At 43.9% G+C, this 15,771-nt stretch carries 12 protein-coding genes; 9 read left to right on the top strand and 3 right to left on the bottom strand.

Features of this window, described 5'->3' with window-relative positions:
- Window positions 1-10: 10 nt before the first annotated feature.
- From FC98_RS05375 to FC98_RS05350, 6 genes are all read left to right on the top strand, one after another.
- The gene (locus tag FC98_RS05375) at window positions 11-1,390 is read left to right on the top strand and encodes an acetyl-CoA carboxylase biotin carboxylase subunit (protein WP_056949299.1); all 1,380 of its coding nucleotides are present in this window, start codon (window positions 11-13) and stop codon (window positions 1,388-1,390) included.
- Window positions 1,371-2,213: an acetyl-CoA carboxylase carboxyltransferase subunit beta gene (locus FC98_RS05370; RefSeq protein ID WP_008855735.1), complete on the top strand. Its 843-nt coding sequence runs from the start codon at window positions 1,371-1,373 to the stop codon at window positions 2,211-2,213. The genes FC98_RS05375 and FC98_RS05370 overlap by 20 nt, the downstream gene beginning before the upstream one ends.
- Window positions 2,206-2,976 (top strand): carboxyltransferase subunit alpha, encoded by a 771-nt coding sequence (gene accA, locus FC98_RS05365; RefSeq protein WP_040470868.1) that lies wholly within the window; start codon window positions 2,206-2,208, stop codon window positions 2,974-2,976. The genes FC98_RS05370 and accA overlap by 8 nt, the downstream gene beginning before the upstream one ends.
- 26 nt (window positions 2,977-3,002) lie before the next feature.
- On the top strand, window positions 3,003-3,761 hold the full coding sequence (gene fabI, locus FC98_RS05360) for an enoyl-ACP reductase FabI (protein WP_054654598.1): 759 nt from the start codon (window positions 3,003-3,005) through the stop codon (window positions 3,759-3,761).
- A 35-nt stretch (window positions 3,762-3,796) separates the two neighbouring features.
- On the top strand, window positions 3,797-4,786 hold the full coding sequence (locus FC98_RS05355; RefSeq protein WP_056949298.1) for a biotin--[acetyl-CoA-carboxylase] ligase: 990 nt from the start codon (window positions 3,797-3,799) through the stop codon (window positions 4,784-4,786).
- Between the two features lie 77 nt (window positions 4,787-4,863).
- Window positions 4,864-5,406, top strand: a complete 543-nt coding sequence (locus tag FC98_RS05350) for a biotin transporter BioY (protein ID WP_040470865.1) — start codon at window positions 4,864-4,866, stop codon at window positions 5,404-5,406.
- A 43-nt stretch (window positions 5,407-5,449) separates the two neighbouring features.
- On the opposite strand, the gene FC98_RS05345 is transcribed toward FC98_RS05350, so the two are convergent.
- The 3 genes from FC98_RS05345 to FC98_RS05335 all read right to left on the bottom strand — a co-directional run bounded on the left by FC98_RS05345 (window position 5,450) and on the right by FC98_RS05335 (window position 7,718).
- Window positions 5,450-6,277 (bottom strand): hypothetical protein, encoded by an 828-nt coding sequence (locus tag FC98_RS05345; RefSeq protein ID WP_040470863.1) that lies wholly within the window; start codon window positions 6,275-6,277, stop codon window positions 5,450-5,452.
- A gap of 125 nt (window positions 6,278-6,402) precedes the next feature.
- On the bottom strand, window positions 6,403-7,008 hold the full coding sequence (locus FC98_RS05340; RefSeq protein WP_008855729.1) for a TMEM175 family protein: 606 nt from the start codon (window positions 7,006-7,008) through the stop codon (window positions 6,403-6,405).
- Window positions 7,009-7,157: 149 nt separating this feature from the next.
- On the bottom strand, window positions 7,158-7,718 hold the full coding sequence (locus FC98_RS05335; RefSeq protein WP_008855728.1) for a CHRD domain-containing protein: 561 nt from the start codon (window positions 7,716-7,718) through the stop codon (window positions 7,158-7,160).
- Window positions 7,719-8,185: 467 nt separating this feature from the next.
- Between FC98_RS05335 and FC98_RS05330 the strand changes: the two genes are divergently transcribed.
- The 3 genes from FC98_RS05330 to FC98_RS05320 form a co-directional block, all read left to right on the top strand.
- The gene (locus FC98_RS05330; RefSeq protein ID WP_056949297.1) at window positions 8,186-10,201 is read left to right on the top strand and encodes a DUF5776 domain-containing protein; all 2,016 of its coding nucleotides are present in this window, start codon (window positions 8,186-8,188) and stop codon (window positions 10,199-10,201) included.
- Between the two features lie 650 nt (window positions 10,202-10,851).
- A complete protein-coding gene (locus FC98_RS05325; protein ID WP_056949296.1) occupies window positions 10,852-11,109 on the top strand; it encodes a KxYKxGKxW signal peptide domain-containing protein in 258 nt (85 codons plus the stop codon).
- Between the two features lie 41 nt (window positions 11,110-11,150).
- Window positions 11,151-15,771: MBG domain-containing protein (locus tag FC98_RS05320; protein WP_156637221.1), on the top strand; the 4,621-nt coding region annotated here is incomplete at its 3' end.

Raw genomic sequence — 15,771 nt, 5'->3', positions numbered from 1 at the left:
GGGTGAGCAGATGTTTAAAAAGGTATTAGTGGCTAATCGTGGTGAAATTGCTGTTCAAATTATCCGGACCCTGCATGATATGGGAATCACGGCGGTAGCGGTCTATTCTAGTGCTGATAAAGACAGTTTGTTCGTTCATTTAGCCGACGAAGCAATTTGTATCGGCGGGCCCCAACCCAGCGAATCATATTTGAATATGGCCCAGATTATCAGTGCGGCCAACTTAACTGGCTGTGAAGCAATCCATCCTGGCTACGGCTTTCTATCAGAGAACGCTGAATTTGCCGAACTTTGTGAGACTTGCCATATTAAATTTATCGGCCCAAGCCACGAGTTAATCTCGCTGATGGGTGATAAATCAAATGCGAGAGAAGCAATGAAAAAAGCGGGTGTCCCGGTCATCCCCGGTAGCGATGGGGTTGTCAAAACCAGCGCCCAAGCTGAACTGGTTGCCAAAACAATTGGCTTTCCAGTTCTGTTGAAATCGGCTGCTGGTGGTGGTGGCAAGGGCATTCGGGAAGTGGACCGGCCAGAAGAGCTTGCAAGTGCTTTTGAACAAACCCAACGGGAAGCCCGGGTATCATACGACGATGATGACATTTATGTAGAAAAAGTGATTCGAAATGCGAAGCACGTTGAAATGCAGGTGATCGCCGATGATTTTCAACACGTTGTTTATTTGCCGGAGCGGGATTGTTCACTCCAGCGAAATCATCAAAAGGTGATTGAGGAAAGTCCCTGCATCTTCATTTCGCCAGCCGAGCGAGAAGCCCTCGGAAAAATTGTTGCCAATGCTACTTTAAAGCTAGGCTATACGAACACCGGAACTTATGAATTCTTGATGGATGCGGATCATCATTTCTACTTTATGGAGATGAACACCCGGCTTCAAGTTGAACATACGATTACCGAAGAAGTTACCGGCATCGAATTGGTGAAGGCTCAGCTTAAGGTCGCTGCTGGTCAGGAATTAGATTTCACGCAGGCTGACGCTGCCGTAAAGGGACATGTCCTTGAATGTCGGCTAAATGCTGAGGACCCTAGCAATCACTTTGCGCCCCGCCCTGGCCGGATTAATCACTTGTTCTTTCCGGCTGGTTCATTAGGCGTTCGAATTGATTCCGGCGTTGCTCAGGGGAGCTTCATCTCACCATTTTATGATTCCATGATTGCTAAGGTCATTGTTCACCTTAATGACCGCGATGCAGTGATTGCCAAGATGAACCGAGTTCTAAATGAGCTTGAGATCAATGGGGTCGGTACAAACCAGCAATTCTTGAAATACTTAATCAATACGGATGCCTTTAGGACTGGTCATTATTCGACTAGTTTCATTGAGAATGATGTATTGACTCGTAAGGAGGGGTTCCATGTTGCAGAGTCGGTTTAAAATGCCCAGTCACGATGAATTAGTTAAACGAATGGACGCAATTCCCGATCACGTGCTGAGGGAATGCCCGATTTGTCATTACAAATTTCTATCCATGCGGGCTGGCCGCAACAATACCTGCCCTAAATGTGGTTACGGCTTTCGAATGCTGGCTAAGCGCCGGGTTAAGACGACCTTCGATAAATTTACTGAACTAGATAGGGACCTGACCGTGCCTGACCGTTATACCGATGAGAAATACCGGGCTAAAATTGCAAAAGCCAAAAAGGTGACCGGTATTAACGAAAGCGTGTTGACTGGCACGGCCCTTTTAGATAAACACGCCGTGGCAGTCGGCGTTATGGATCCGTTTTGGATTATGGGCAGCCTTGGAAGTGCCACCGGTGAAAAGATCACCCGGTTATTTGAATTGGCTACTAGAAAGCAGCTGCCGGTTATTATGTTTACGGCTTCCGGCGGGGCTCGGATGCAAGAGGGCCTCAATTCCTTAATGCAGATGGCGAAGGTTTCAAGTGCTGTGGCGGCCCATAGTAAGGCCGGGTTATTGTATATCGTTGTGCTTTGCGATCCAACGACTGGTGGAGTGACCGCCAGTTTTGCAATGGACGGCGATATTACTTTGGCTGAACCTCACGCTTTAATTGGCTTTGCCGGCCGGCGGGTGATTGAACAGACAATTATGCAACGGCCGCCCAAGGATTTTCAAAGCGCTGAAACCGTTATGAAACACGGCTTTATCGATCAAATTGTCAATCGGGCGGATATGAAAGAGACGTTAGCCAAACTGCTGCTTTTACATACAAGGGAGAATGGCAATGGTTAATAAAACAGCTTATCAGCGGGTTCAAGGGGCTCGCCGAAAAGATAAGATTTCAATTGCGGCGCTCATTGATGGGCTTACAACTGATTTCTTTGAGCAGCATGGGGACCGCTTAGAAGCTGACGATCACGCACTTGTTGGTGGGATCGGCTTGCTTAAGAAGCGGCCAATTACCGTGGTTGGGATTCAAAAGGGTCGGGATACCGATGAAAACATCGACCGCCACTTTGGCAGCCCCACACCGGAAGGCTATCGAAAAGCGCTGCGGTTAATGAAGCAAGCGGAGAAGTTTCGACGGCCGATACTGGCGTTGGTTAATACACCGGGGGCTTGGCCGGATGTTGAATCCGAATACCATGGTCAAGGATCGGCGGTGGCCCAATGTATTATCCAAGGGATGCAGCTGAAGGTGCCTTACATCACGATCATCGTTGGTGAAGGCGGTAGTGGCGGGGCCCTCGCCTTAGCCTGTGGTGATCGGGTATTTATGTTTGAGGACAGCATTTATTCGGTACTCTCGCCTGAAGGGTACGCAAGTATTATGTGGAAGGATTCGGCTAAGGTTCAACAAGCCGCTGAAGAACTCGGATTAACACCGGAGAGCTTGCTAAAAGATGGTATTATTAATAAAATTATTCATGAGTATCAACCCGGTGATGATTTGAGCGATTTGCGGAATTTTATTGACGATCAGTTTACTGAACTGAGTAGTTTGCCTGTCAATGAATTAGTGGACCAACGCCAACGCCGGTTTCAGAATTTTTAATTAATCAAGAAGATGGAGGCCCAATAATGAGTGGCTTTTTAGATGGTAAAACAATTGTAATCATGGGGGTTGCAAACAAGCGCAGCATCGCTTGGGGATGTACCCAAGCAATTATCAACCAAGGCGCAAAGGTGATTTTGACGTACCAAAATGACCGAATTAAGAAGAGTTTAGCGCGTTTTGTTCCCGAAGACCTCGATTTAATCGAATGTGATGTTTCAGAAGATGAAAACATTGAAAAGGCGTTTACCAAAATTGGTGAAACTTACGGTAAAATTGACGGGGTGATTCATGCGATTGCGTTTGCGGATAAGGATACGTTAACTTCTGGGCTGGTTCATACGACCAAAGATGGTTACGATTTAGCCCAAAACATTAGTGCTTATTCACTGATCGCCGTTGCCCGGTACGCTCAGCCCGTTTTAAATGACACTGCTAGTATTATGACGCTCACCTACTTTGGGTCTACCCGGGCAATTCCTAATTATAATATGATGGGGGTTGCGAAGGCTGCTTTGGAAGCTAACGTTCGCTATCTGGCCTCTGAACTGGGAACTAAGGGAATTCGGGTAAACGCAATTTCAGCTGGTGCCGTTAAAACGTTGGCGGTCACTGGCATCAAGCATCATGGGGAATTGCTAAAAGAATCTGAATCCCGGACGGTTGATCAAAAGAGTGTTACGACGGACGAAATTGGTAACGTTGCGGCATTCTTAATGAGTGATTTATCGACAGGGATGACCGGTGACGTTGTGTATGTTGATAAGGGCGTTCATCTGATTTAATTGGTCGGTTCAAGGCGGATTGTGAGGGAACAATTATGGCAGATCATCAATCACAAATTTTACGGGCTTTGTTAGCTTCAGATAATCGCTATATCTCTGGTAATGAGTTAGCAAAACGGTTCAACATTAGCCGGCCCGCCGTTTATAACAATATCTTAAAGCTTGAACAAAGTGGCCACATCATTGAGACTCGAAAGGGAATTGGGTACGCTTACCTGAAATCTAATTGCTTTAATGCCCAGGTGATCGAACACTATCGGGTGACGAGTTATCCGGTGAGGGTTCATGTATTTGATCAGTTGACGTCTACAAACGACTATGCCAAGCAGTATGCCACGGAAAGAACGGTTTTTAAATCGCAAATTTTTATTACGGATACCCAAACAAAGGGGCGGGGGCGGTTGGGCCGCCGGTTTTATTCGCCTAGTGGGACTGGTATTTATATGAGCCTGTTGATTCCCATGCAAACCCGCCAAGCAATTCACTCTGGACTCATCACAACCGGAACGGCCGTGTGCGTGGTCCGATCGTTGAAGCCGTTTTTTCCGCAAGTGGATTTCAGGGTTAAATGGGTGAACGATATTTTGGCTCATGATAAAAAATGCGGTGGGATCTTGACTGAGACGACTTCAAGCCTTGAAGATGGTTCTCATGAAAATGTGATTATTGGGATCGGCCTCAATATTGATTCCGAAGGCTTTCCTGATCCAATCAAGCATAAAGCTGGGGCCATTGTTGCTCATAGCCAGGCTGATCGTAACCAAATTGTTGCCCGCGTTATTGACAATTTCTTTTATATGTTTCAGACGTATCAAACTGGCAATTTCCTAGCTGAGTACGCGGAGTTATCGGATATTCTGGGCAGAAAGATTCGAGTTGAAATGGGAACGCGGGTCTATACGGGGATTGCTGATCACTTTGATAACGAAGGGGCATTGGTAATGACTACCACATCAGGTCAATTAACGATCTCAAGTGGTGAGGTCACTAAGGTATACTTACCAGAAAGTGGCTATCAGGGATAGAAAATCAAAATTGTCCACTGGTGGTTAACCTTATCAGTGAGTGAGCTTAACCAAGAGTGGACATCCAAGGAGTGCTTATGAAAACCCGCGAAATTGTCCAAACCGCATTAATAACGGCGGTTATTATTATTTTAGGTATCATTCCACCACTTCCCCTAGGCTTTATTCCAGTTCCGATTGTGATGCAAAACTTAGGGATTATGTTGGCAGCCGTAATTTTAGGCCCTAAAAAAGGAACATTATCGATTTTGGTATTCCTACTACTAGCCCTTATTGGCTTTCCAGTTCTTAGTGGCGGTCAAGCTGGGCCCGCGGTCTTCATTGGACCGACTGGCGGTTATTTATTGGGCTGGTTGTTAACACCGGGGATGATGGGTTATAGCCTTTCGATGCCATTTGTTAATCGTCGCTGGTCCCGGTTGGCGATGATGTGGGTTGTCGGGGTGCTGGCGGTGGACGTCATCGGATCACTTTGGCTGTGGCTGGTAACCCCAATCTCATTGGTTGGCGCGCTCCTATCAAACTTAGCTTTTATCCCTGGGGACACGCTCAAGGTCGTTGCTGCGTATTTGGTGGCGGTCCGGATGCGGACTTGGGATGGCGAAACGACAAGGCTATAAAGTATTAATTATTAATAAAAACCGTAAAGGCAAATAACTGGCTTTACGGTTTTTTACGTGGTTTTAATTGCTGTGGCCATAACTGAATCGTGTTTTCTAAGTAGTTTGGATCGGTCGCAATCACGCTACCATTGCCATCTATTCGGACTAGTGTTGGCAGAGACGTGATGCCAATGTTTTTGAACAATGGTGCATTAGCTGATAACTCATTATCGGTATAATTGAAATAAAAAATATGCGTAGCGTTCAATTTTAACGCATACCGTAGCTTTGGCGCGATAAGGCGACTCGCCCGGTCTTGTGGGCTGCCGATAAAGATCAGGGCTGGGATGTGTCCGTTAATGAGTTCGGTTAGTTTGTTGAGATCAATGCGGGAAATGAATCTTGACCGTTTCATGTCGCTGTTATATTGATAACGCGCGGCGGCTAAAATGAGGGTTTCAAATAAATGCCACTTGAATTGGCTTGAAAGGAGCAATAAGACTAAGAGTGGTACTGAGAAAATGTAGCCAATTGTGTTAATGAAAAAAGCCAGAAGCAGTCGAAAGATGACGGAATCGTAACCGCCGGGAACCAATATCGTGGCATTACTGGTTTGGACGGCCAAAAAATATGAGGAATTATCGGCGCCCCGGTTTAACGCGTTGGGACGCCTCTTGATGTTGGGATCGCGGGTCCTGTTGATGATTGTTTTCAACCAGCTGATGGCTATTGGAAAACAAATGAGGCCATTTAGGGCATTAAAATAGTCAAAGGGAGTTATTGATGATTTGAAAGAATATGTCGGTGTTAAATGGCTCAAAAACAGAAAAAGAATGAAATAGATGAAACTCAGAATGTAAATTTTGGAAAATAAAAGGGCCTTTTTCATTAGAAATCCCTCCATTTGGTAACAATTTTTAAAAATAGTATAGCACGTTCAAAATTGCTGATTGGTTATTTCGCAAATAAAAACAACTCACTTGAAATTAATTCAGTGAGTTGACGGCCGTGAGTTTAACGATGAATCCGGGGAATTCGATTGAATAGCCGATTAACCTGGGTGACGGTTGTTCGCAGGAGTAACCCCATGATAATCACAATTAGAAAATACTTGGTTAAGAAATAAGCGAATGCTAGGTAGACAATGCTGAGGCCCAACATTACTAGGACTGACCGCATTTCTTCATGATCATGCGGGGACATTTGGATGCCATTTTTTTCACCCAAATCCACGACTTCTTTGAACATCAACGCTTGTGTAAAGTTAACCAAAATGATGACAAGTGAATACGCCACGGCACTGTCCCGACTCAAAAAACTGTCATTCAGCCAAGCAGTGGCAAAGGGCGTTAAGCTGATGAAACATAAATAGTAGATATTCGTAATGGTTAATCGTGGTGTTGCTTTTTTGATACCGTTAAGGAGTTCTTGATGATAGACCCAGTATTCAGAGACGATCCCGAAACTAACAAAGTAGATTAATAGGTGCTTCAACAATTCCGTCATTGGGCCAATTGATTCGTTAACCGGCGATTTGATATCAAGAACCATAATGGTTAACACAACGGCGAAAATTCCGTCTGAAATTCCGATTAAGCGTGATTTTGAGTAGTAGAACATTTGGCGTTCCCCCTAAGCTGGTTTTATGTACCTGGAGATTATTTTACACCTGATTTGTCAGGGAGGACGGCAGAAGCTAACAGGAGCTAGACTGGCTGATCAAAAAATCTCATCGATGGGATTTTTTCCGTTCGATGAGATCAAGGTGGTTATCGCACTTCTTCAATTTTGCCAGTTGCGATTGGTAAGGTTGTGTGTTGATCGTATTTGCCAACGGCACCCTGAATTGTGTCTGGTAAGTCCATTGAATCGGGGACCCCGTGAATGTAAATAACGCGTTTTTCTAAGTGGAGGTCACTATCGTTGAAGACTTCCTTGAATTTGTCACTCATTTCTTTTAACGGGACTTCCTTCTTGTAGTGAAAATGACCGTTGGCATCTGAGGTTGGATACGTGTCGGTCGGAATAGCCATCTTTTCGGGTCGATCGTTAAATGGTACCATCGTTGTGCCAGAAACTGGTTCCGTTTCTGGCAGATCGACATAGCCATCATGATTGGTATCTTGGGCACTGGTTGCTGGCTTGGCATCTCGACCATCTGGGAAGCCATGAAAATGCATCCAGTGTTGGGTGTTTGGTGAAGTGTGGTCCATTGTAATTTCGACCGTCAAAGTATCACCGTCAACCGTAAACGTTGCTTCACCAGTTGGCTGAGTGCCAATCTTGTCACCATTTAATGAAGTTATCTTTGCTTGATATTGTTTTGCCATAATAGACACTCCTTTTTAATAATAGTGAGCGGAGTCAGGCGGTTAGAAACTGGAGGATAAGTCTCCTTGGGCAAGAATTCCCGGATTTGGAATTTTTGCCCAAAGTGCTTATACGCAGATTTCTGCCTGACCCCGCTGTCCTACAAACAGTGAGCAGAACAAAGCGGTTAGGAAGCGGAACCTAAGTTACTCCTACTGAAGACCGTGGGTTTTGGCCTTTGGCAGGAGTGGCTTAGGTGCAGTTTTCTGCTTTGTGGAGCTGTCCTACAAAATAATGGTTCAAATTCAATATAGCATTAAAGATGGTTGTGGACAATTAATTTGTGGAAAAACTAATTAGACCTAATTTTGATTAGGTGAATTAAGCCATTTCTAGGCATCAAAGTGGCAGTGATTATAATAGTTATGATATGATTATTACAGATGATTAGGAATACTAAAACATAACATGACGGGGGGATCATATTATGATTAATCAAATTAGCCGATGGACAACCGTGACCTTTAAAATCGTGATTGCGGTTCTTTTTGTGGGGATCATTGGTAGTTTTCAGCATTCAGCGAGGGCGGCAAGTGACCCAATTGTTTACAATGGCGCAGTGGCTAAACAGGCCACTTCAACTTATCAAGATAGTGATTTAACCGGTAACTATAAACAACTGGTAGGCCTTGAACGGGCTGCATATATTTCTATCAACGGTGAAAAGTCTAACTACAGTGGTAATGGTGTTGCTTCCATTATTGATATCGATCAATACATTGCGGCTGGAAAGCCAACGATATATGCCCATATATATTTAAGAAACAACCGGGGTGAAGGTGGTGGTGAAATTAACGCTGCCCAAATCTTGAGACACCCTAAGGATATGAAGAGTTCAGTTGTCATGAACGTGGACGACTCAAACCCGATTATTTCAGGAAATAAGCCAGGAGAAAACCACGGGGTAAAAAAGGAAAAATTCTTTCCCAATCATGTGGTTGCCAAGGTTACGCTGGCCCCAGGCGAATGGGTAGACTTTTCGGTTCCAATGACGGTTGATGACTTGAATGCCGTCGATTATGAAGCCGGGCAGGCATTTACCATTAAGGAAAAAAATTGGGGCGCCATTGGAACTCAGCTGGGGGTTCGGTTTGCCAAAAAGTATGACCTGGAAAAGATGCAAGCTTTCCAGCCAGGCCAGTATCTTGTGACGACTCGGGATCAGGATGGTTATTATCAACAGGAAAAAGCAATTCAATCGTTAATGCCAACGTTTAACCGCCAGAATGATATTACTTTCAGCAACTTAGGTGGCGGCTTTGGGGCCAATGAACCAGCGTTATATACCCGGGGAAGCTTTTTTGTGGATGGTAATCAGATGACTGCCCAAAATGGTCAACCCTTTATGGAGATGCTCTACACCCATGGTTACGCACCAGTTTGGGCCTCAGATAGAAATAGTTTGCTGACCCATGAATCATTCACCACGGTCGCTTCAAATAGTGGTGGCGGCTCATCCCAACCGGGTTACTTTGATTCGCTATTGCCAGTTCTAAATCACAATGGGATTGGTGGCATCAACTTCCATGTTCAGCGGGTAATTGATGCCGCTGACACAACGGTTAAACAGGGAGAACACTGGCAGCCATTAGCGCACGTCAAAATTTGGAACCCACTGCAGGATCGGTTAAAGGATTTAGTTGAAGAACCAGACGTGACCGTGTCAACTGAAAATGGCCGGCTAAATGCTGATGGGACATTAGATACCAATACGCCTGGCGTATACGATGTTAAATATCGTTACGTGGCAACTTATCCAAATAATGAGGTGCACACGCTTACTAAAACAATCAAAGTTACGGTTCCTGGCCGCTCATCAGGTGGGGGATCAACAGGGGGCGGTTCAAAGACCAATGTGACACCAACTGAAAACTCAAACGCAGGGCAGAGCAAAGATGATCACACGCCAAGCCCTTCTGAAAGCCAAACCACTGAACCAAGTAAGGTTGCTGATTCGAATGGCGTAGCTAAAAAAGGCGCAGCAGTTTATGGCCTTAAAAAGATTTACCTGTACCGAAACGCTACTTTTAATAAACGGCAACGATTGGCAGTATATCCTAAGACTAAACGAATTGAGCGGCCGATGTTTGTCGTAACTGATTATGCCCATTCTAAAAATGGCATTCTGCGCTACCGGGTTAAGGATGTTAATCACAAGAGTAAGACCGCCGGGAAAGTTGGCTACATCACGGCGAATCGTCATTTTGTCACCAAGGTTTACTACGGCAGCCTGCCAAGTAGCAAGCGAATTACCGTCATTGCGACTAAGGGCGTTAATGCATACAGAAACAAGAATTTAACAAAACGCGTAACCCACTACAAGAAGGGTCGCCATTTGCAAGTTAAGAAGATCGTCACTCATAACCTAACGACCCGTTATCAATTGACGAATGGCAATTACGTTACTGGAAATAAAAAATTGATTATTCAAGATAATGACTAAAGTTACCCCAAATAAAGTCTTAGCGGCCAAAAACTGCTAAGACTTTGTTTGGGTGTGATGAGGTAGTGTATGATGAAAAATTGCTGAAGCCATGTTGTTAATGATGGTTGCCTAACAAATTAATTCACCAAATAAATATTGTTTCACATACAAAAAACCGTTGTGCTTTTTAGCCAGTGGTTTCTTAATGATGTCTGTAGACTAAATCTTAGCCGGGAAAATACAAAAAAATATCAACTCACAAGCAAAAAAATCTTAGCCTAATGGTTGATACTAATTGTACCAATAACGCTGAAAGTGTCAGTTAATCGCTGCACCATAGCTTTCATAAGCCACTGAAGCAGAAAAGTTCAACTGATCTCCGCTTCAAAAAAGCACGTACCATTCTATATTTTTTTGTTTCTCAAAAAAGCGCGGACAAAACAGAATGAATACATATAGATATATATAAGGGTTCCATTAGAATAATAAGTGTAAATTAATAACCATGCATCACGATGAGATGACGGCGGTATCATTGCACTGCATACAACGATAACGATGCGGCCATCGAAAAGTGATGCGGCCATTAAAAATGGTTACTAAGCGCTGCTCGACGGATTGAGGAAACCGTTAACGGTGGCTTAATTAAAATTAGGGGGTATATTCATATGAATCGGTATCAGTACAATACAAGATTGTATCAGGATAGCTTAGAGAAACAGGAACACTACAAACTCTATAAGAAGGGAAAACTGTGGTTAGTGGCCGGCATTTCGATGTTCACCACTGGTTTGTCATACACCATGTTAACCTCACATCCCGTTCACGCGGACACCACCGCTACTTATAGTAGTGATAACGCCACCACCGCTGAAAATGGGGGGGGGGGGGGCAGAATGCCTCAACTACTGAAAAGCCTGCTGTAGCAAGCACGAGCGCTACTAGCCAAAGTGAAAATAACGGTCAAATGGCTTCTAATGGTCAAAGCACTTCGACTTCTAGTTCTGATGCCGCAACGGTAACTTCGTCAGCATCAACTATTGCTGCTGACAATACTACGAGCAGTGCACAAGCCCAAACAGCGGACCAGTCGGCTCAAAATACCCCCAGTGCCACTAATGACTCGACAACGCAGCCAAGCGCTAAAGCAACTAAAGTTAATAAAAATGCTCACAACGAACTAAAAGTTAAGAAAACCACCTATAAGAAGTTAACTAAATATAACAAGCAATCCGCCCAAAAGATCGTCCAACGGGCTAACCAGGTCATGAAAGCGACCCAAAAGCAGATTGCCAAAGGCCAAACAACGGTCAAAGCGAAGTCTAACGATAATATTCCGCAAGACGATGCCTTGACCGCCATTAGTGCGCACCAAAAAGCCCAACAAGCGAAAGTTTTAAAGACGGTTAAAGCTGCCCAAAAGATCGCCGTGAAGAATAAGAAGCAAGCCACTACCAAGCTGAATGCGGCCTTATCCTTAGTGGCTGATATGCATGATAATCTGAATCAAGCGACGGCCTTGGTCGCTGCTGATAAAAAGGGTGTTAAGGCCCACGTGGTTGCTAATGCTCAAGCAGCTTACAACCAGGTCAGTGTGCCGAATGGGACCTCGGCACGGGTGGATGATTATGGTGACCTAATTGTTACCGCCAGCAATGCTCGCAGTTACAACAAAGTGCTGAAAACCATCCATAAACAGGGCTTAACTGGGAGTTTCCGGCAGATTGTGGATCCAGCGCAAGAGATTTCATTAACTTTAAATGGACCAACAGGAGCCTCTACAACAGACGCAGATGGAAATCTAACTGTTGATGAAACTAAAGTTAATGCGCAGGGGCCTGTAATTACAGCTAATTTAAATATTTCGGGTAATAAAGGTGATACTTTCTTCATTACTGTGCCATCCGGTTATGGTTTATCTTGGACTGATCATACGATTTCAACTCAAACTAGTAATAAAGATGGTTCAACCACAATTACTTGGAAGCTTGACCAAGATGGTATAACTAAAAAAGAAACTATTCAGTACACATATGGTGCAATGTATCCAGCGCAAGTTAATGACTTAGCTAAGTCACCAGAAACTGGTAACTTTTTCCCATCAACTGATAATAATGGTGGGCCAAATTATCAAGGAGTTGTTCCTGACGGAGTATTACTTCCTATTAGCTATGGTGGAAGTAACATTGATACTCAATACAAAAAGATAACATACAGTAACAAACGGACGCTTGACTCAATAGGAATTAGTGCGGGCGTATTAAATGATACCAAGACAGCAGGTCCTGACTATAACTACTTCTTCAAATATTCACTTAATAATGGTTTTAATAGTTTAGGCGTTGCAACTGTAGTTATCGATCTTCCTGCGAACTTTGTATTCGATCCGGATGAAACGGATTATATTCAAAAGAATAGTATGCGAACAGGGATTGGAGTAAATACGTTCAAAGTCCTTCCAGGCAATAAATTACAGATCACTGTCGGTGGTCAAAATCATTTTTTGGCTTTTCCCGGTGGACAAATTCCCTTTGCGGGCCATTATACTGATGGAACGGTTGGCGCTCAGACGTTTAAGGTTGAAAGTTTCCAAACGGCATACTTACCTGGTAGTGATGGAAAGGCCCCTATCATTGCAAACAATGGGGCTGAAAGTCAAAGCCACTTTACAACAAATTCTTCAGATTTCAACTCTGGACATTCATATGCAGTAAATAATGTGACGTATACGGAAACGCTCACTAATGACAAAGTTACCAAAATGCAGATTAATGCTCCATGGGTGAACACTAACAACACACTTGTGATTGGGGCAACCAGTAATAACATATTAGCAAATTTTCAACCTGCTAATTTAGGTAATACTACGATTAACCCGACATATACAATAACAATTCCTGATGGGGTTGAATCTACTGGGATTAGTTTGCCACTTAACCAATCAATTAATACAAATTGGCCCAAAGATACAACGTATGATGTAACTGTAAATTACAGTGATGGGACTAATCAGTCATTTACCAAGCTAGGATCAGGAACAACGGTGTCATCCATTAATGGGACAGATGTGCAATTAATGTCTGTACCCACAGGTGCTCATGTTTCCAGCTATGTTATTAATCAATCTGAACAGGTTAAACCAGATAACTTTTTGGCCGGAAACGATTATGATGTTGTAAACGGCGGTGAAGCGTGGTTTGTTGCAAGTTATGCAGTAAATTCTAATGACGACATTGCAAACGCGTTTACTGTTTTGGGCAATGTAGGAACCAAAGATGTTGCCACTGTTAAGGATGGGCAACAATTATCAATTAAGATGACTGTTAATGATAAGAACTCTAACTATCAAGGCTCAGCCAATTCAACTTTTACAGCTACAACTAACAGTAGTACAGAGCTTTCTTTGGGAAAACAGGATTTTCCGGGTGGATTAAATCCGGGAGATACTTACACGACTACAATTGGCTTTAATTATGGTAATGCAGTGAATGATGTAATTGGAACTAATCTTAATGCAAATGCATTTCGTGATAGTAAGGGCGGTATTATTAATCGACCATCCACTTCTGACCCTAATGATCAAACCGGTTATGCCGGGAATAGCCGATCAATCTTTGAACCGGTTATTTATATTACAACACCTGCTCAAATGAAATTAGTTACTAATTCGAAGACTGGTTTACCATTCACTGAAAACGGTATTGGTTGGAAGGGAGTAACCGATAATCCTAAGATTTCTAATTTTGTAAACGCAGATGGATTGACAGTAACAAAGTTGGATTACACAGGAACAGGGTTTGAATGGGTTCCAGCTAATCAAAATATGTCAGTAACTTTTAAAGTTAATGATGATGCGGTTTCTGGTTTTATCCCTTGGAATAGTTCGATAGCAACTGGCGATGGTAATTATAACGGTAGTAGTTATGTCAACAATCGTGATTTTGCAAATAGCGGGTTAACTTCTGCTAACAATGCCGCAACTAAATTTGGTAAAACTGGTGAATCTGTTGCGGTAGTGATGGTCCAAGGGAATGAGATTTCAAGTCAGATTCAATCTAGTCAAGCAGATTTACAAAATTTGTATATTCAAACAGCTGATGGTCAAAAGATAGCTGGATTATCTGCAATTCAAGATTGGACACCAAACATGAATGGGGCTGCTACTTTAACAAACAATCCAAAATTATCGGGAAATCTTTACATTTCTGCGCCTCAATCTATGATTCTCAACGGCGCCATTCAAGATAATCAAAGTTTCGGCTCAAGTTTCAGTGTCAACGGAGTTAATAATCCGATGAAGAATGACGCCCAGTCCATTCGCTTGCGATTAGCCAACAACACGGCCAATACCAGCACCAACGTGGGTGGCGTGCTTAATTTGCCAACCGAAGTCACTGTTAATAATGGGGACACCCCTGGTAAATTTGCTTTACAACTCACCGGTGCTGCCAAGGAAGGTAAAAGTGCTGGTAACGATGTCACGACGACCTTGTATTCAACTGGCAAAGTTACTTTGTCCAGTGATGGCAAGTACGTGACCTTAGCGGATGGTAATAAGTATTACTTTAATTCAGCGGATGGGACGAGTACCACAACTGATGCTGATCTAATGACTGCTGACAAGGTTAAAGACTGGACTAAGATTATCGGCATTGTCACCTCAATGCCAAAATTAGCTTCTATGGATATGGCTGATGTCATTTTGCCCGTCAAAGATCCCGATAGCGCGAACGACCGTGGTAAGCAAGTCACGATTCCAACGGCGTTTAGAGTGGATGGCTTGAACAACGTCAACGGTCAGATCGTTGATTCCTTTACGACCACTGCGCACATTAAGAACGTTGACCAAGATGGTAACGTCATCAATGGCTTCCCCGGTTCCAACGGTGGTTATTCGGATGATGGCATCGCCACACCACCAGTCGGGGTAGCGGGTTCTAAGATTTTAAACAACGTGCCGACGATTCCGGGCTATGTCTTCACGACGACTGATGGGGACACCACGATTAAGCTGGACGGATCATCAACGTTAGTCAACCATTTTCAAGTTGATAAGGCGACGTTGACGACCAAAGGCCGGCCGGATGGTGAGTTAACCGATACGGCGTTGGGCAATACCACGGCGAATACCGGCGATAAGACCGCTACTGGGACCGATAAAATTACCTTTAAGTATTCAGACACAGATTTAGCCGCAAACGGTGGCGTCTATCATGTGACTGGTCCCGATGGCAAGGATTACGACACCTTGGCGGAAGCGTTGGCCGCTAACCCAACCTTTGATTTGAAGTCGGATGCTACCGGCGCTACTCAGACCTTTACGGTGACCTATACGCAGACACCGGTTGATAAGAATTCGATTCAATTACAACCAAAGAATAAACAATACGATGGTGATGCCAGCACAGATCCAACTACTTTTGACGTCAAACTCGCTAACGGTGTGGTGGCACCAACGGCTGGCTGGACCGCTGCCGACTTTGATATATCAGGGATTGATAGTCAAAACGTGGGCAGCTATGACATTAAGCTGAGTGCACAAGGGCTAACTGATTTACAAAAGGCGAACCCAGCTAAAGTCATCTCAA

The sequence above is a fragment of the Lentilactobacillus kisonensis DSM 19906 = JCM 15041 genome, assembly GCF_001434135.1.
Classification (GTDB): Bacteria; Bacillota; Bacilli; order Lactobacillales; family Lactobacillaceae; genus Lentilactobacillus; species Lentilactobacillus kisonensis.
This window is presented reverse-complemented; position numbering and strand designations above follow the sequence as displayed.

Coding starts and splice junctions, on each gene's coding strand:
- FC98_RS05375 (WP_056949299.1), top strand. CDS start 11: ATGTTTAAAAAGGTATTAGTGGCTAATCGTGGTGAAATTGCTGTTCAA.
- FC98_RS05370 (WP_008855735.1), top strand. CDS start 1,371: ATGTTGCAGAGTCGGTTTAAAATGCCCAGTCACGATGAATTAGTTAAA.
- accA (WP_040470868.1), top strand. CDS start 2,206: ATGGTTAATAAAACAGCTTATCAGCGGGTTCAAGGGGCTCGCCGAAAA.
- fabI (WP_054654598.1), top strand. CDS start 3,003: ATGAGTGGCTTTTTAGATGGTAAAACAATTGTAATCATGGGGGTTGCA.
- FC98_RS05355 (WP_056949298.1), top strand. CDS start 3,797: ATGGCAGATCATCAATCACAAATTTTACGGGCTTTGTTAGCTTCAGAT.
- FC98_RS05350 (WP_040470865.1), top strand. CDS start 4,864: ATGAAAACCCGCGAAATTGTCCAAACCGCATTAATAACGGCGGTTATT.
- FC98_RS05345 (WP_040470863.1), bottom strand. CDS start 6,277: ATGAAAAAGGCCCTTTTATTTTCCAAAATTTACATTCTGAGTTTCATC.
- FC98_RS05340 (WP_008855729.1), bottom strand. CDS start 7,008: ATGTTCTACTACTCAAAATCACGCTTAATCGGAATTTCAGACGGAATT.
- FC98_RS05335 (WP_008855728.1), bottom strand. CDS start 7,718: ATGGCAAAACAATATCAAGCAAAGATAACTTCATTAAATGGTGACAAG.
- FC98_RS05330 (WP_056949297.1), top strand. CDS start 8,186: ATGATTAATCAAATTAGCCGATGGACAACCGTGACCTTTAAAATCGTG.
- FC98_RS05325 (WP_056949296.1), top strand. CDS start 10,852: ATGAATCGGTATCAGTACAATACAAGATTGTATCAGGATAGCTTAGAG.